Origin of the sequence: Saccharopolyspora rosea (genome assembly GCF_025643595.1) — a bacterium.
Taxonomy (GTDB): domain Bacteria; phylum Actinomycetota; class Actinomycetes; order Mycobacteriales; family Pseudonocardiaceae; genus Saccharopolyspora; species Saccharopolyspora rosea.
Map to the genome: position 1 here is coordinate 2878406 of NZ_CP102826.1, position 15692 is coordinate 2894097.

At 72.6% G+C, this 15692-nt stretch carries 14 protein-coding genes; 6 read left to right on the forward strand and 8 right to left on the reverse strand.

Features of this window, described 5'->3' with window-relative positions:
- Positions 1–12 precede the first annotated feature (12 nt).
- Complete coding sequence (locus NV263_RS13385; protein ID WP_263253448.1) at positions 13–1464, forward strand: helix-turn-helix domain-containing protein; 1452 nt, start codon at positions 13–15, stop codon at positions 1462–1464.
- A 28-nt stretch (positions 1465–1492) separates the two neighbouring features.
- Here NV263_RS13385 and NV263_RS13390 read toward each other — a convergent pair whose 3' ends face one another.
- Genes NV263_RS13390 through NV263_RS13405 form a run of 4 tightly spaced genes read right to left on the reverse strand, consistent with a single transcriptional unit; the run spans position 1493 to position 5557 of the window.
- Entirely contained in the window at positions 1493–1723 is a 231-nt protein-coding gene (locus tag NV263_RS13390) for a hypothetical protein (protein WP_263253450.1), read from the reverse strand.
- A gap of 13 nt (positions 1724–1736) precedes the next feature.
- Positions 1737–1943 carry a hypothetical protein gene (locus NV263_RS13395; protein WP_263253452.1) on the reverse strand — a complete coding sequence of 69 codons (207 nt, stop codon included), beginning with the start codon at positions 1941–1943 and terminating at the stop codon, positions 1737–1739.
- Positions 1944–1978: 35 nt separating this feature from the next.
- The gene (locus NV263_RS13400; protein ID WP_263253454.1) at positions 1979–3724 is read right to left on the reverse strand and encodes a hypothetical protein; all 1746 of its coding nucleotides are present in this window, start codon (positions 3722–3724) and stop codon (positions 1979–1981) included.
- A gap of 6 nt (positions 3725–3730) precedes the next feature.
- Positions 3731–5557, reverse strand: a complete 1827-nt coding sequence (locus NV263_RS13405) for a selenium-binding family protein (protein WP_263253456.1) — start codon at positions 5555–5557, stop codon at positions 3731–3733.
- 440 nt (positions 5558–5997) lie between these two features.
- On the opposite strand from NV263_RS13405, the gene NV263_RS13410 reads away from it, so the two are divergent.
- The 4 genes from NV263_RS13410 (at position 5998) to NV263_RS13425 (ending at position 10310) form a co-directional block, all read left to right on the forward strand.
- Complete coding sequence (locus NV263_RS13410; protein WP_263253458.1) at positions 5998–7023, forward strand: LacI family DNA-binding transcriptional regulator; 1026 nt, start codon at positions 5998–6000, stop codon at positions 7021–7023.
- Positions 7024–7280: 257 nt separating this feature from the next.
- Positions 7281–8150, forward strand: a complete 870-nt coding sequence (locus tag NV263_RS13415) for a sugar phosphate isomerase/epimerase family protein (protein WP_263253459.1) — start codon at positions 7281–7283, stop codon at positions 8148–8150.
- Between the two features lie 205 nt (positions 8151–8355).
- The gene (locus NV263_RS13420; RefSeq protein ID WP_263253460.1) at positions 8356–9867 is read left to right on the forward strand and encodes a peptide MFS transporter; all 1512 of its coding nucleotides are present in this window, start codon (positions 8356–8358) and stop codon (positions 9865–9867) included.
- Positions 9868–9890: 23 nt separating this feature from the next.
- The gene (locus NV263_RS13425) at positions 9891–10310 is read left to right on the forward strand and encodes a MaoC/PaaZ C-terminal domain-containing protein (protein ID WP_263253461.1); all 420 of its coding nucleotides are present in this window, start codon (positions 9891–9893) and stop codon (positions 10308–10310) included.
- Here NV263_RS13425 and moaA read toward each other — a convergent pair.
- The 3 genes from moaA to NV263_RS13440 form a co-directional block, all read right to left on the reverse strand.
- The gene (moaA, locus tag NV263_RS13430; RefSeq protein ID WP_263253463.1) at positions 10295–11320 is read right to left on the reverse strand and encodes a GTP 3',8-cyclase MoaA; all 1026 of its coding nucleotides are present in this window, start codon (positions 11318–11320) and stop codon (positions 10295–10297) included. The genes NV263_RS13425 and moaA overlap by 16 nt on opposite strands.
- An 89-nt stretch (positions 11321–11409) precedes the next feature.
- Positions 11410–12504 (reverse strand): esterase-like activity of phytase family protein, encoded by a 1095-nt coding sequence (locus tag NV263_RS13435; RefSeq protein WP_317630424.1) that lies wholly within the window; start codon positions 12502–12504, stop codon positions 11410–11412.
- A gap of 271 nt (positions 12505–12775) precedes the next feature.
- Positions 12776–13594, reverse strand: coding sequence for an oxygenase MpaB family protein (locus NV263_RS13440; RefSeq protein ID WP_263253464.1), 819 nt, complete (start codon positions 13592–13594; stop codon positions 12776–12778).
- 80 nt (positions 13595–13674) lie between these two features.
- Here NV263_RS13440 and NV263_RS13445 point away from each other — a divergent pair, with 80 nt between their 5' ends.
- Entirely contained in the window at positions 13675–14280 is a 606-nt protein-coding gene (locus NV263_RS13445; RefSeq protein WP_263253465.1) for a TetR/AcrR family transcriptional regulator, read from the forward strand.
- Between the two features lie 392 nt (positions 14281–14672).
- On the opposite strand, the gene NV263_RS13450 is transcribed toward NV263_RS13445, so the two are convergent.
- Entirely contained in the window at positions 14673–15650 is a 978-nt protein-coding gene (locus NV263_RS13450; RefSeq protein WP_263253466.1) for an amidohydrolase family protein, read from the reverse strand.
- Positions 15651–15692 lie beyond the last annotated feature (42 nt).

Here is a 15692-nt window from a genome sequence, read left to right on the forward strand (position 1 = left end):
GCGTTCACCGACATGGAACACGACATCCCGGCCGATCCGCTCGAACAGGCCCGAGAACTGGAGCGCGTGCACGCCGCCGTGCTCTCCGGTGGTCGCGCGCCGCGCGAACCGCGCCCGGTGGTGGCCGAGTCCTGGCGCCGCTCGCTGCGCGCCCGCGTCGACCCGGAGCGCCGCCTGCCCCCGCTGGTGTTCGACACCGACCGGATCGGCGACGTCCGGGAGGCGCACCCGTTGGCGGTGTGGGTGCCGCTGGTGAGCCGGTCCCTGCTGGAGGCGGCGGACGCGTCGAGCCAGATCGTGATCGTCACGGACGCCGAGGGCACCATCCTGTGGCGGCAGGGGGATCCAGGGGTGTGCCGGGACGCCGATCGGGTGCTGCTCGCCGAGGGCACCCAGTGGGCCGAGCACGCCATCGGCACCAACGCGATGGGAACCACGCTCGCCACCGGCGCACCGGTGCGCATCCACTCCGCCGAACACCTCGTGCGCACCTACCACGCGTGGACGTGCGCGGCGTGCCCGGTGCGCGATCCCGACACCGGGCGGTTGCTCGGTTCGATCGACCTCAGCGGGCCGCTGCGCACCATGCACCCCGCGCTGATGGCGCTGGTCACCACCAGCGCACAGCTGGTGGAAAGCGAGCTGCGCCGGCGCATGGACCGGCGCGACGAGGCGCTCCGGGAACGCAACGGCCACCACCTCGCCCGGCTCGGCGGGCCCGGAGCACTGGTCACCCCGACCGGTCGGGTCGTGGCCGGTGGCATCCCCGACCAGCGGGTCGCGGTCGACGACGGCGTGGCGCGGTTGGCCGACGGGCGGCTCGCCGACGCCGAACCGCTGCCGGACGGCTACCTGCTGCGCCTGCGGTCCGGCGCGCCCCGGCGCGCACCCCGGTTGCGGCTGCGCCTGCTCGACGAGCGGCCGACGGCGGCGGTCAACGGTGTGGAGCGGGAGATCAGCCTGCGCCACGCGGAGATCCTGGCGCTGCTCGCGATGCATCCGCGCGGCCTGACGGCCGACCGGCTCGCGCTGCTGCTGCACGGCGAACACGGCAACCCGACGACGGTCCGGGTGGAGATCCACCGCATCCGGCACGTGCTGGGCGAGTCCGTAGTCCGGACCCGGCCCTACCGCATCGCGGCCGAAGTGGACAGCGACGTGGACGCGCTGCGCGCCGCCGTGCGGCGCGGCGACCCGGACGCGGTCCTGGACCACGCGCGTGCGCTGCTGCCGCGTTCGGAGTCGCCCGCGATCCGCGCCGAACGCGAGGAACTGCTCGCCGCGCTGCGCGCGGTGCTGCTCCGGGAAGCCGACCCCGAGCGGCTGTGGCGCTTCGCGAACACCGACGTCGGCCGGGAGGACCCGGAGGTGCTGGAGGAACTCCGCGAGGCGCTGCCCGCGGGGTCGCCGGAGCGCACCGCCGTCGACACCCGCCTGCGGCGGCTGCTCGCGGAGGAGGCGTGACGCCGGCGGACCGGCGCCACGCCCGCGATCACTCGGACGGCAGCACCTTCTGGGGCGCTTCGACCACCGACTGCACGAGGCCGAAGACGGGCACGCCCAGCGGCGCGAACGTCCACAGGTTGTTCAGCTGGCTGGTGTCGGGTTCGTCGACCACCGCGGGCGGCGGGGCGTCGGCGAGGGCCGGTGTGCCCAGGCCGAGCAGGGCCAGCCCGGCGAGGGCCGCGCCCGCGGTGGTGCGGCGCAGAGCGGACTTCATCATGGGATCTCCTCCCTCAACGGGGTTCCAGTGCGGTCAACAGGCCGTCGACCGGGGCGAGCAGCTGGGTCGGCAGCCCGATCGCCGGGCCCAGCAGCGGCCCGGCGTCGACGCCGGGCACCAGCCAGACGGCGGGCGAGGCCGCCGCCACTCCGGTTCCGGCGCCGGTCAGAGCGAGGGCGAGCAGGCCCGTCGCAGCGATCCTCCGGCAGATTCCGCGCATTCGGTGTCTCCTCCCCATCCGGTGTGGATCTGTCCTCAGTGGAGCGTCCCGGAGACCGGGACGATCGTGCCGCCCGGGACCCACTGGCCCGGGTAGTCGCCGCCCATCGACATGTCCGCCATGTCGGGTGAACGGATCTCCATCGGCATCGCGCTGACCTGGGCCGAGGCGTAGAGCGTCACGGCGTCGGCGGGCCGGTCCCGGCGGGCCCGCAGCCAGTCGCGGAAGCCGGACGCGGACGGGTTCTCCCCGCCGAAGCCGTTCTCCAACGCCACGGAGTACTCCAACGACTGCGCGTCGCGCGGGTTGAACCGCAGCGGCAGGAACGAGGTCAGCGCTTCGTTCACCACCGGGGCGTGCAGCAGCCACGGCGCCAGGTACACGCCCTGGGCGTAGGTCGGCAGCGACGCCTGCCGTTCGGACAGCGCGTGCAGCCGTGGTGCCGCGTCCGCCCACCCGGAGACGACCACCAGGGCGTTCTCCGGCGAGTCGCGCACCGGCAGGTGGGCGTCGGCGGCGGCCCGGCGGACCACCTCGGCGGCCTGCCGGGAGCGCGGCGATCCGTCCGCCGCGACGGCGATCCCCGGCACCGACCGGCTCGCGAGCACTCCCACCAGGCGGCGGAGCGCGTCGGCGTCGGCGTCCTCCAGCCCGTCGGCGGGGCAGCGGGTGAGCACGTCGTGCCGCCCGGCGACCAGGCCGCCGAGCGCGGCTCCGGCGCACTCCGGTCCGTCGGCGCCGGACGCCGCCGGGATTCCCGGCCCGTCCCCGGCGTCGACCTGCAGGGTCCCATGACCGCGTCCACTGTGGATCATCAGCTCGCCGCGCCCGGCCGGGAGATCGACCTCGGCCCAGGTGCCCTCGGCGCCGGGGCGGGGCACGGCGCGCACCAGCGGTCCGTCGCCCGTCGCCACCGCGAGGTCCGCGCCCGCACCAGGCGGGAAGTGCACCAGGTTGCGGCCCGGTCGCTGCGGTGTGACCAGCACCGGCACGGCGGCCTCGCCGACCGGGACGCTCGACAGCAGCGGGACTCCCGGCGTCGGCGGGGCCGGTGGTTGCGGCAACGCTCCCGCCGCGGTCCACGCGCTCAGCGCCAGCACCGTCCCGGCGGTGGCGACCACCGCGACGGCCCGCCGCAGCCCGACGACGACCGCGGCGACCACGGGCAGGACCACCGCGGCCACCAGCAGCAGCCCCACCGCGCTGGAGTAGATCCGGCGGTCCAGGCCGATCCCGGACTCCGACAACCGCACCACGCCGGTCAGCGCCAGCACGGCCCCGGCGAGCGCGGTGATGCGCCCCGGCCGCACGCCGTCGCGCCACCGCGGTCGCCCGGCGGCGAGCACGGTGACCCCGATGCCGACCAGCGCGGCGGCCACGAACACCACGTCGGTGAGCACCGCGACGACGCCGTCGGCCGCGAAGTCCCCGGCCAGCGTCTCCACCAGCACCAGCAGGCCCAGCGCCGCGCCGATCCCGGCGGCGGGAACCGGGCGGGCGAGCACCGCGGGCAGGGCCAGCACGAGCGCGATCTGCGCCACCGCCACCGGCACGACGACCGGCAGCGCGACCAACGACGCCACTCCGGCCGCGGCCGCGACGACCGCCCCCGCGGCGGCCCCGGCCACCGCCCGGCGGCCGGGGCGGACGGCCAGCGCGGGGCGCAGCAGGCCCGTTCCGCCCGCCACCGCGCTGCCGACCAGCAGGAGCAGCCGCAGGACCACCGCGAGCACGTGACCGTCCACACCGGACTGGTGCGCGCCCATGTCCATGCCGCTCATGTCCATCTACTTCAGGTCCTCGTCGGCGATCACGAACAGTTCCGAGTGCGGCTTGGCGTTGCCGAACGGCCCGTGCGGCCAGGACTTCCGGTTGAAGTCGACGCCGACCTGCCCGGTCACCTCGTCGCGGAAGTCCTGGTCGACCCGCAGGCTGCCGTTCGGGGCGACGTCGACGAGGTTGACCCGGTGGTCGCCGTCGAGACCGGAGCGGGCCACGAAGTAGTTCGACACCGCCACGCGGGTGGGCTGGTCGGTGTCGTGGTAGAAGCCGTCCGGACCGAGCCGGAAGTGGTCGGCGGTGCCCCAGTGCGGTCCCTGGCCGGGCTGGTCGGGGTTGATCGCCGCGGTGCCGGCCAGCGCCGGGCAGTCCGCCCCGCCGCCGTGCTGCGCCTTGGCCACCGTGTCGATCTCGCACTGCGGCTGGTCACCGGAGGCCAGCAACCGGGAGATGTCCAATGTGTACACCCCGCCGGAGGTGCCCGGATCATCGGGACCCAGCGTGCCCTTCGGACGGCCGATCACCGCGTGGTAGAGGTAGTGGTCGTCCGGGCTGGTCTGGATCCACCCGCCGTTGGTACCCGCGCCGTTGCTGTCGTTGCTCGGGTTGAACGCCTTGTTGGCGGTCCCGTCGTCGAAGACCTCGCGCCAGTGCGGGGTGGGCGAGGTGATGTCCGGGGTGTAGAAGATCGCGCCGCCCTGCATGCTCTGCGCGAAGGCGCCCCGGTGTTCCGGCCGGTTGGTCACCGTGGTCTCCATGACCGCGCGGCTCTCCTGGTGCAGCGGGTCCTTCGGGTCGGCGCGCGGCCCGTCCGGCAGGTAGGACACCGCCCGGACCCGCGGGTGGTTGCGGTCGGAGATGTCCCAGGTCCGCACGGTCGGCCGCCGCAGGTACGGCGAGGGCTGCTTGACCGGGTCCAGGATGATGTTGCGCGGCTCGACGTAGTCGCTGGTCACCATCGTGTTCAGGTCCTCGCGGGCCTGGATGCCGTGCGGGTTGGCGCAGGTCGGCTTGTCCAGCGTGGGCAGGTCGTCGCACAGCTTCGGGTTGTCGCCCTGCGGGATCGCGGCGGGCGACTGGGACAGCACCTTGCCGTTCTGGTCGAAGTGCACGACCTCGCCGGGGCTGCCGGCGAACCCGTTTCCGATGTGGACGGACCCGTCGTCGTACCGGTACGGCCCGGGTGCCACCGGTCCGCCCATGTAGGTCCCGTAGCTGGTGCCGTCCTTGAGCGTCCAGTACGCGTCCGGCACCGATCCGCCGAGCGTCTGCGTCGGCAGGGACACGCCCTTGAGCTTGACCGTGGGCAGCGCCTTGACGTCGAAGGCGTAGGTGGTGGCGCCGAACAGGCCGCCCGCGTAGATCGTGTCGCCCTTGCGCCAGGAGTACTGCATGTGGTGCGGCTCGTTCTCCACCAGCGGGCCGACCGTCGCGGTGTTGACCACCTTGCCGTACTCCGGTGATCCCTTGGTCACGTCGATGACGGCCAGGAAGTCCGGCCCCGGCAAGGCGTTGCGGGCCTTGCCGACCGGATCGCGCAGCGATCCGGGCAGGTGCTTGACGTCCTTGACGGCGGTGTCGGCGACGTTCTCGTCGCCGGCCCACACCAGCAGCCACTCCTTGCGCTTGCCCGCCGACGCGTCGGCGTACTTGGTCACCACGTGGTTGGTGACGGAGTAGTCCTTGCCGTCGGTGCCCTTGGTGTGATCGGTGAACACCGCCACGTCGGCGAGCGCCTGCGAGCCACCCGGCGGCAGCGTCACCGCGCCGACCGCCAAGACGACGGCGCCACCCACTGTCAGACCTCTTCGCCACCAGGGCGAACGCGCGTTCATGTGCACTCCGAACATCTCGGGGAACTGGGAACATCTCGTGGAGATGGACTGTCCGAACAGGACGGACGAACCGCGGCGCGGGCGCGCGCGGTCGGCTTGGAATCCGGCGAACGGACGCCGGCGAACGTGGATCCGCCGCGAGGGGCCGGAACGGCTCAGCCTTCGAGGCGGTGTCGGAGGACCCTCAGGAGCGGGGACACAGGGCGCTGGCTTGGTGGCGCAGGTCGACGTGCAGCCGCACCACCAGCGAGAGTGCGCGACTCATGCGGCAGATCGTGGCAGCGCCCCCACGCACGGTCAACATCGTTTCAACACCTGGGAACATCGAGCACTCCCGTCCCACCCGCTCCTCACCGGTCGCACCGCGCCGGCGGCAGGTAGGGTTGGAACATTCCAAGAGCAGCGGTCCGGCCGGGACCGCGACCGCGGAGAGGTGTCCGGTGAGCGGGAAGGACGGGCGGCGGCCGACCATCCGGGACGTGGCCGAGCGCGCCGGGGTGTCGAAGTCGTTGGTGTCGTTGGTGATGCGGAGTTCCGCACAGGTCAGCCCGGCACGGCGCAAGGCGGTGCTGGACGCGGCGCGGGCGCTGGGCTACCGGCCGAACTCGGTGGCGCGCAGCCTGGTCGAGGGGCGCACCCGCACCGTCGGTGTGATCGTTTCGGATCTGCGCAACCCGTGGTACGTCGACATCCTGGAGTCGTTCCGGCGCGTGCTGCACGGCGACGGGATGCGCGTGCTCATCGGCGCCGGGGAACTGGAGCACCGGCTGGACCAGACGGTCGTCGAGGCGTTCCTGGACCTGCGGGTCGAGGCGCTGTGCGTGGTGGGCAGCCTGCCGTTCGACCCGGTGCTGGCCGACGCGATGGGCTCGGTTCCCGCCGTGGTCGCCAGTTCGCACGGTTACGAACTGCCCACTGTGGACAGCGTGGTCAACGACGACGTGCACGGCATGCGGTTGGCGGTGGAGCACCTCGTCGGCCTGGGGCACCGGCGGATCGCGCACATCGGCGGCGGTGCCGCCGGGGTGTTCCAGGCCAGGCGCGAGGGCTACGAGACGGCCATGCGCGCCCTGGGGCTGGCCGAGCACGTCCGCGTGGAGCGGTGCGAGAACGACGAGCAGACCGGCTACGCCGCAACGCGTCGCCTGCTCGGCTGCGACGACCCGCCGACGGCGATCGTGGCGGTCAACGACATGGCCTGCCTGGGCGCGGTGTCGGCCGCCGCCGACCTGGGCGTCGACGTGCCCGCCCGGCTCTCGGTCGTCGGATACGACAACACCCCGCTGGCCGGGACCAGCCACCTGTCGCTGACCTCGGTGGACCCGCGCAATCCGGAGATCGGCGAGCTGGCCGCGCGACGGCTGCTCGCCCGCCTGGCCGAGGGTGGCGCGCCGGGCGTCCGCGACCTGATCTCGCCGCGACTGGCGGTCCGCCGGTCGACCGGGCACCCGCCCGCCGATCGTTGAGTTGAGAGCCTGTCTTCGAACTCGTCGTGCGTGGCGGTGCCGGTAGCGGAACCTCAGTGGCCACCACCACCTCCAACGAGGCGCTGACGCGGCGCTGTGCTCGTCGGAGAGGCACTGAGGGTTGACACGGCGCTGCACGCCGGTCAGTCTTTGGAACGTTCCATAACCGAGGTCCGGTCGCCCGCGGCTGAAATCGGTGGCATCGCGGCCTCTCGGTTTGGAACGTGACCGGGCACGGCGACGGACGGAGCGCAGGCATGATCATGGACCGGGTGGCGGGGGCGCCGATCTCCTGGGGGGTGTGCGAGGTCCCGGGGTGGGGATATCAGCTCGCGCCGGAGCGGGTGCTGCCCGAGATGCGCGAGATCGGGCTGGTGGCCACCGAGTTCGGCCCCGAGGGGTTCCTGCCGACCGAGCCGCGGGCCAAGGCCGCCGCGCTGCGCGAGCACGGCCTGTCGGCGGTCGGCGGGTTCGTGCCGGTCGTGCTGCACGACCCCGACCACGACCCGCTGCCCGCCGTCGATCGCGAGCTCGACGGGTTCGTCGCCGCCGGCGCGGGCACCCTGGTGCTCGCCGCGGCCACCGGCCTGGACGGCTACGACTCCCGCCCGGAGCTCGACGAGGTGGGCTGGCGCACGCTGTTCGCCAATCTGGACCGCATCGCCGAACGGGCGCGGGAACGCGGTGTCGGCCCCGCGCTGCACCCGCACGTCGGCACCATGGTGGAGAACCGCGCGGAGGTGGACCGGGTGCTCGACGGTTCGACCGTGCCGCTGTGCCTGGACACCGGCCACCTGCTGATCGGCGGTACGGATCCGGTGGCGCTGGCCCGGGAGGTGCCCGACCGCATCGCCCACACCCACCTCAAGGACGTCGACGTCGCGCTCGCCGACCAGGTGCGCGCGGGGCGGACCGCCTACACCGCCGCCGTCCGCGACGGCATGTACCGCCCGCTGGGCGAGGGCGACATCGACATCGCCGCGATCGTCGACGTCCTGGAGTCGCGCGGTTACCGGGGCTGGTACGTCCTGGAGCAGGACGCGATCCTCGCCGCCGCCCCCGGAGGAACGGGACCGGCCGCCGACGTCCGTGCCAGCGTCGCCTTTCTCCGCGCGCTCGGCGCGTGATCGCGTTCCCTGACGGAATTTCGGGCGATCCGAGAAGTATGTCCACTCCGGATGTTTCGTCCGCTCGGTGGTGAACCCTGCTCGCGCGCAAGGATTCGTCATGTCGCATGCTTTCCGGGTGGCATCGTTGCGTGATCGTCGACTCGGGGTTCACTCGATCCGGGGACGCCTGTACGGTGCCTCCGATCAGAAAGGGTGAGTGGGCGTGACGGGTAACGTGACGGCGGAAACACCGTCGGAGCAGCGTCGCTTCTTCGGCCACCCCGTGGGGTTGTCGACGCTGTTCTTCACGGAGATGTGGGAGCGCTTTTCCTACTACGGGATGAAGGCGATCCTCCTCTACTACATGTACTACGAGGCCGCCCACGGCGGTCTGGGGATGGATCAGACGCTGGCCAAAAGCCTCGTCGCCGTCTACGGCGCCTCCCTGTACATGTCGAGCATCCTCGGCGGCTGGATCGCGGACCGCCTGATCGGCACCCGCCGCTCCATCGCGTGGGGCTGCGTGCTGATCATGTGCGCGCACATCGCGCTGGCGATCCCCGGCGGTGACCGCGCCGCGCTGTTCACCTCGATGATCCTGCTGGTGCTCGGCACCGGGCTGCTCAAGCCGAACATCACCAAGAACGTCGGCGACCTCTACGAGGAGGGCGACAACCGGCGCGACGCCGGGTTCACGCTGTTCGTCATGGGCGTGCAGATCGGCGCGTTCCTGTCGCCGATCGTCGTCGGTGACCTGCTGACCAGCCCCGACCAGGCCAGCGCCACCGGCAACCGGTTCCACCTCGGCTTCGGCGCCGCCGCGATCGGCATGGCGATCGGCCTGGTGCAGTACATGCTGCGGGCCCGCTCGACCCTGGCCGACGCCGGAACCCGGGTGCCCAACCCGATCGAACCCGAGCACCGCCTGCGCGTGTTCGGCTCGATCGCCGCGGGGCTCGTCGTGGTGCTGCTGGCGATCGCGGGCCTGTCGGTGACCGGCAACTTCAGCGCGGACCTCGTGGTGAACGCGATCAGCGTGCTGTCGCTGGCGGTGCCGCTCTGCTACTTCATCGTGATGCTGCGCAGCCGCAAGATCACCAGCCAGGAGCGGGGGCGCGTGGTGGCGTTCATCCCGCTGTTCGTGGCCATGGTGATCTTCTGGTTCGTCGAGGAGCAGCAGTCCGGCGTCATGGCCCAGTACGCCGACCAGCAGACCGCGCTCGACGCCTGGGGCTTCCACATCGACCCGACGCTGGCCCAGACGATCAACCCGGTCATCATGCTGATCGTCGCGCCGTTCGTCGCGATCCTGTGGACCAAGCTGCGCCGCCAGCCGAACACGCCGCAGAAGTTCTCCATCGGGCTGGTCCTGACCGGACTCGGGTTCGCGGTGCTGTTCGTGCCCTGGTACCTGAACGGGCCGACCGCGCTGGTGAACCCGGTCTGGCCGCTGCTGAGCCTGGCGGTCATCGCGGTCGGCGAGCTGTTCGTCAACCCGGTGAGCCTGTCGGCGACCACGCAGCTGGCACCCGCCGCGTTCGCCGCCCAGGTGGTCGGGCTCAACTACGCCGCCGACGCGGCCGGGCAGGGGCTGATCGCGCAGTTCTCCAAGCTCTACACCGCCGAGACCTCCGGGGTGTACTTCGCGGTCATCGGCATCGCCGTGGTGCTGCTGGGCATCGGGCTGTGGTTCTACGCGCCGGTCGTGCACCGGCGGATGATCGGCGAGGAGTGACGTCGGACCCCGGAGGTGCCGTGGTGAACGCGGTCGTCGGTGAGGAACTGCCACCGCTGGAACTGCCACCCGTCAGCCGCGCCGCGCTGGCGCTGTTCGCGGGCGCCTCCGGGGACCACAACCCGATCCACATCGACGTCGACCACGCCCGCGGCGCGGGCTTCGACGACGTCTTCGCGCACGGCATGCTGTCCATGGCCTACCTCGGGCGGCTGCTCACCGGGTGGGCCCCGCAGTCGGCGCTGCGCTCCTTCCGGGTCCGGTTCACCGCGATCACCCCGGTGCACGCCCGGCCCACCTGCCGCGGCCGGGTCGCCGCCGTGCACGAGGTCGACGGCGAACGCCGCGCACACCTCGATCTGGAGGTGGTGCTCGCCGACGGCACGGTGACCCTGCGTGGTGACGCGGTCGTCGCGCTGGAGCCCGGTCACCCGCCGATGTAGGACATCTCGACCTTGGGCAGGTCCCCGGTCTCGGACGTGCGCAGCTCGGAGTAGCGGTCGGTGCGCCGCCGCCACAGGGCGCGCACGCCCTCCTCCAGCCGCGCGTCGTCGGCGCCGCCGCGCAGCAGCGCCCGCAGGTCGTGGCCGCGGGAGGCGAACAGGCAGGTGAACAGCTCGCCCTGGGCGGACAGCCGGGCGCGGGTGCAGGTGCGGCAGAACGGCTGGGTCACCGAGGCGATGACGCCGAACTCGCCGCCCCCGTCCCGGTAGCGGTAGCGCTCGGCCACCTCGCCGGAGTAGTGCGGGTCCACCGGCTCCACCGGCCACCGCGCGTGCACCCGGTCGACGATCTCGCGGGCGGGGACCACGTCGGTCATCCGCCAGCCGTTGGTGGTGCCCACGTCCATGTACTCGATGAAGCGCACCACCAGACCCCGCCTGCGGCCGAAGTCGGCCAGCTCCAGGACGTCGTCGGCGTCGTTCATGCCGCGCTTGACCACCGCGTTGATCTTGACCGGGGCCAGGCCCGCGCGCTGCGCCGCCTCGATGCCCGCCAGCACCCGCGACAGCGGGACCGCGGTGTCGCTGATGCGCGCGAACCGGTCGGGGTCCAGCGAGTCGAGGCTGACCGTCACCCGGGACAGGCCCGCGTCGCGCAGCGCCGCGGCCTTCGCCGCCAGCAGCGAGCCGTTCGTGGTCAGCGCGACGTCCTCGATCCCGTCGACCCCGGCGACCATCCCGACCAGGTGCTCGATCTGCCGGCGCAGCAGCGGTTCGCCGCCGGTGAGCCGCACCTTGCGCACGCCCAGCCGGGCGAACACCCGGACCAGGCGGGTGATCTCCTCGAAGGTCAGCAGCTCCGCCCGGTCCAGGAACTCGTGGTCGGCGCCGAAGACCTCCCGCGGCATGCAGTAGCGGCAGCGGAAGTTGCAGCGGTCCGTCACCGAGATCCGCAGGTCCCGCAGCCACCGGCCGAACCGGTCGGGCGCCGGACCGACACCTTCGCGCATCGTCGTCCTCCGCGGCACGTGTTCCTGCCTCCATCGTGCGCTTCGGCTCGGAGGTCGGGAAGTGCGCGTGCTGGGCGCTGCGGGACGCGTCAGCGGACCGCCAGCGCGATCAGCTGGGTGGTCTGGGCGGGGGAGAAGTTGTCATCGCTGACCAGCACCAGGGTTCGGCTGCCGTCCGGCAGGCGCGGGCCCCAGGTCATGCCCTCGACGTTGTCGACCGTGCTCAGGTGCTCGGCGGCGAGGTCGACCAGCAGCCGCTTGCGGACCGGCCGGACGTCGGCGCCGAGCAGCGAACGCACCCCGCGGACGTCGGTGGCGCCGCGGGTGTCCACCTGGTAGATGCGGATCGAGTTGCCCACCCCCGTCACGAAGGACCGCTCCATGACCAGGTAGCGCGACGGGTCCTGGCCGTCGGCGAGCAGCGCCGAGATCCCGTTGTCGGAGAAGCCTCCGCTGGGCGAGCGGGCGAACACCGCGTCCAACGGGTACGCGACCTGCGAGACGACCTCGCCGGACCGGGTCTGCACGGTGATGCGGGACAGCGCGCCGTGATCGGCGGTGGGCGACTCGCCGTCCTGCAGCAGCGGGCCCTCCACGGAGCTCGCCACCAGCGAGCCGCCCGCGGTGAACGTGAGCCCTTCCAGCGACTCGTTGTCCTTGACCCCGGAGTCCGGCGTGATCCGCAGGTTCGGCGGCAGCGGGAGTTCCCGGTCGAACCGCCCGTCCGGTTCCGCGACGCGGACCGACGCGTCGTAGCAGGGCTGCTGGCGGCTGCCCTCGCTGGTCCACCAGACCCGTCCGGTTCGCGGGTCCCAGCGGACGTCCTCCGGGTCGAGGGTGCGCGGCGGGTAGGGCGAACCGCCGGGCCGCAGCAGCGGGCCGGTTCCGGTCAGCCGCACCGGGCCGACGCCGTGCGCGGACACCGGGATGTCGGCGGTGTAGAACCGGGCCGGTTGTCGTTCGGACCGGTCGTCGCTGATCAGCACCCACCGGCGGGTGCGCGGATCGTAGTCGAGGCCGGAGAGCCCGCCGACCGTGGTGCCGTCGAAGGGCATCGCGTGCGGCAGCGTCGTCTCGCCGAGCAACCGCACGTCCGGTGCGGTGGGCGCGGCCGAGGCGGGCACGGTGCCGAGCGCGGTGAGCGCGACGGCGAGCAGTCCGGTGGGGACGGTCGTTCGCATCATGATCCGAGAAACCCTTCGCCCGAGTTGTCGGACAAGTTAGGGCAAGATCGGTTGCGGGTCAACGCCGGAAATCCGGGTGTTCAGCGGAAGTTCAGCGCCGGGCCGGACTCTGCTGTCTGACCGCGGCTCAGGGCCTGTCTGCTCCCGGAAGGGGCGTGGCAAGCGGCGCCAGCCGCTTTCTCCTCCGACGAGTGGTCTCGCAGCTGGCACCGCCGCGGGTTCTCCGGTGGTCACAGTGGCCCGCAGCCAGGACGAGTTCGAAGACAGGCGCTCACACCAGCGGGCGGCCGGTTCGGATGCGGCGGCGCAGGTCGTGCAGCAGGACGTTGAACGGGAACCGGCGCAGCGGGCCGGGAAGGCGCAGCGCCACGGCGCCGATCGCGGCGGTCAGCCGGTCGAAGCGGCGCTGGTCGCGGTCACTCCAGCGCAGGCCCATCCGGGCGCGGAACTCCGGCGGCAGGAAACCGGTGGTCAGCAACAGGTGCAGCCGCCGGAAGGGCACCCGCAGCACGGCGGGCAGGAACCGGAGTTCGGCGATGTCCACCAGCATCCGGCGCACCGGCTCGTCGATGCGGGCCCGGGCGAGCCCGGTCCGCCAGTAGTCGTCGAAGGCGGCGAGGTCCGGTGGCCACATCTCCGGTCGCACCTGGAGCGTGGTGCCCAGCGGCGCGGCGGCGGCGTAGAGCGCGGCCCGCCGCTCGCGGGGGATCGGCCGCCCCCGCATCGCGGTGTAGGCGTCCTCGAACCCCTTGAACAGGCACGCGGCCACCCACAGCTGGAGCTCGGGGTCGAAGGCGTTGTAGGCCACCGCGCTCGACTCGTCGGAGTGCACGTGGGCGTGCACCCGGTTGACGGCGCGGCGGTACCGCCGCCGGTCGTCCTCGGTGCCCATGGTCGCGACCGCGAGGTAGGTGATGGTGGTCCGGGTCCGCTTCGCCGGGTGGTGGAACAGGTTGCCGCTGTCGACCCGGCTCTCCAGCACGCCGTGGCCCACCCCCGGCACGCCCAGCTGCATGATCACGTTCGCCCCGCCGGCCAGCAACGCGGCGCCGATCACGACCTCGTCGAGAGGATCCGCGGACCGAGTCATCGCGCCGCCTCCGCGCCCATCTGGACACGATCGTTATCAGATAGGGAACGCGGTTCGCGCCGGGATGTCAAGATGGGGCCATGGCGAGCATGCGCGTCTACGGCGGGGTCACCGGCGAGGACCGGCGTTCCGAGCGGCGGGCCCAACTCGTCGAGGCGGGCCTGGACCTGCTGGGCGCTCCCGACCCGGTGCTCACGGTGCGCGGGGTGTGCGCGCGGGCGGGCCTGGTCACGCGGTACTTCTACGAGAGCTTCAGCGACCGGGACGCGCTCGCGGTGGCGGTGTTCGACCGGGTCGTGGCCGAGATCGCCGACGCCGCGCTCGCGGCCGTCGAGCAGGTCGAGGGCGCGCGGGAGAAGGCGCGGGCCGGGCTGACCGCGATCGTGCGCGCCGTCGCCGAGGACCCGCGCCGGGGACGGTTGCTGTTCTCCCCGGCGCTCAACAGCGCGGTCCTGGCCGACCGCAGGGTGGCCGCCACGCGGATGTTCGTCCGCCTGCTGCGGGCCCAGGCCCGCGAGCTGTACGGCGTCGGCGAGAACGGGGAGGCCGACCTGCTGGCCGACTTCCTCGTCGGCGGCCTCGCCCAGACCCTCGCGTCCTGGCTGGCGGGCACGCTCGACGTCACCGAATCCGAACTCGTCGACCGCTGCGCCGAGATCTTCCTCGCCGCGGGCGAACTCGTCTGAGCGCTCGGGGCTACATGATGTCGGGGCTCCCGGAGCCGAGACGGCCGCTGAGTGCCTGTCTTTGAACTTGGTCCCGGAAGGGTCGTGGCAAGCGGCGTGAGCCGCTTTCTCTTTCGGTGAGTGGTCTCGCCACTGGCACCGCCGCGGGTTCTCCGATGGGCACAGGGGCGCGTCAGCGCCTCCTTGGGGGGTGGTGGTCGGGCGACGGGCGGGCGTCTCGCGAGGACAGCCCCGACGCCGTGTATTGGACATACATCAGGAGGGGCTCCCGGAGTCGGTGTGGCTGTGGCGCGTCAGCGCCTCGTTGGGGGGTGGTGGTCGGGTGACGGGCGGGCCGCTGAGGTTCCGCCACCGGCACCGCCACCCAAAACGAGTTCAAAGACAGGCTCTCATCAGCCCAGGCGGAGCAACCCGGCTGCGTTGTCCCGCCCGATCTTGCGGCGATCGGTCTCGTTGATCTCCACGCGGTCGAACCACTCCGCGGCGTCCTGCATCCGTTCGAAGGGGTGGTCGGCGGAGAACAGCAGCCGGTCCGCGCCGACCTCGACGAGCGCGTTGAGCAGCGCCGGGGTGCGGAAGTTGCCGCTGGTGGTCAGGTAGAAGTTCGTGCGCAGGTATTCGGCGAACGGTCGCTGCGCCGGGATGCCCCGGGGCGAGACGGTGATCCGGTGGTCGGTGCGCCAGACGTTGAACGGCAGCAGCTCGCCGAGGTGCCCGAGGATGACGCGCAGCCCCGGCAGCTCGTCGAACAGCCCGCTGCCCATCAGCCGCAGCGCGTGCGTGCCGGTCTCCACCGAGAACGCCCACGCCGAGCCGAGCAACCACGGGTGCCCGTCGTAGGCGCGCGCATGTCGCGGCAGCGGATCGCGCGGGTGCAGGTAGACCGGGACGTCGAGGTCGGCGACGGTCCGCCAGAACGACCGGTACCGCGGCTCGTCCAGGTAGCCGATCGTCCCGTCCTCGTCGAGTTCGGAGAAGCCGTTGACCAGCGCGCCCCGCATGCCGAGTTCGCCGACCGCGCGGCGCAGTTCCGCGGCGGCCGCGTCGGGGTCCTGCAACGGCAGCGCCGCGAACGCGGCGAACCGGTCCGGGCGGCGCGCGACCTGCTCGGCGGCGAAGTCGTTGAGCCGCCGCGCCCAGTCCACCGCCTGCTCGCGACGGGGGAGGGACTGGATGCCCGGGGACAGCAGCGACAGCACCGCGATCTCGATGCCGCACTCGTCCATCGTCCGCAGCCGCTGGTCGTGGATGTCGAGCAGCATGGCCCGGTGCGCGGCCCAGGTCGCGGGCGTGAAGTGCTCCCGCGACTGCTCGACGATGTCCGGGTCGGTCGCTCCGAAGTGCTCTTCCAGCGCGATCTTGCCGTCCATGCGCGTTCCTCCCGCTCGTCGACGGCATGAGAATAGCAAGCT

Coding starts and splice junctions, on each gene's coding strand:
- NV263_RS13385 (WP_263253448.1), top strand. CDS start 13: ATGGAACACGACATCCCGGCCGATCCGCTCGAACAGGCCCGAGAACTG.
- NV263_RS13390 (WP_263253450.1), bottom strand. CDS start 1,723: ATGATGAAGTCCGCTCTGCGCCGCACCACCGCGGGCGCGGCCCTCGCC.
- NV263_RS13395 (WP_263253452.1), bottom strand. CDS start 1,943: ATGCGCGGAATCTGCCGGAGGATCGCTGCGACGGGCCTGCTCGCCCTC.
- NV263_RS13400 (WP_263253454.1), bottom strand. CDS start 3,724: ATGAGCGGCATGGACATGGGCGCGCACCAGTCCGGTGTGGACGGTCAC.
- NV263_RS13405 (WP_263253456.1), bottom strand. CDS start 5,557: ATGAACGCGCGTTCGCCCTGGTGGCGAAGAGGTCTGACAGTGGGTGGC.
- NV263_RS13415 (WP_263253459.1), top strand. CDS start 7,281: ATGATCATGGACCGGGTGGCGGGGGCGCCGATCTCCTGGGGGGTGTGC.
- moaA (WP_263253463.1), bottom strand. CDS start 11,320: ATGCGCGAAGGTGTCGGTCCGGCGCCCGACCGGTTCGGCCGGTGGCTG.
- NV263_RS13435 (WP_317630424.1), bottom strand. CDS start 12,504: ATGATGCGAACGACCGTCCCCACCGGACTGCTCGCCGTCGCGCTCACC.
- NV263_RS13440 (WP_263253464.1), bottom strand. CDS start 13,594: ATGACTCGGTCCGCGGATCCTCTCGACGAGGTCGTGATCGGCGCCGCG.
- NV263_RS13445 (WP_263253465.1), top strand. CDS start 13,675: ATGGCGAGCATGCGCGTCTACGGCGGGGTCACCGGCGAGGACCGGCGT.
- NV263_RS13450 (WP_263253466.1), bottom strand. CDS start 15,650: ATGGACGGCAAGATCGCGCTGGAAGAGCACTTCGGAGCGACCGACCCG.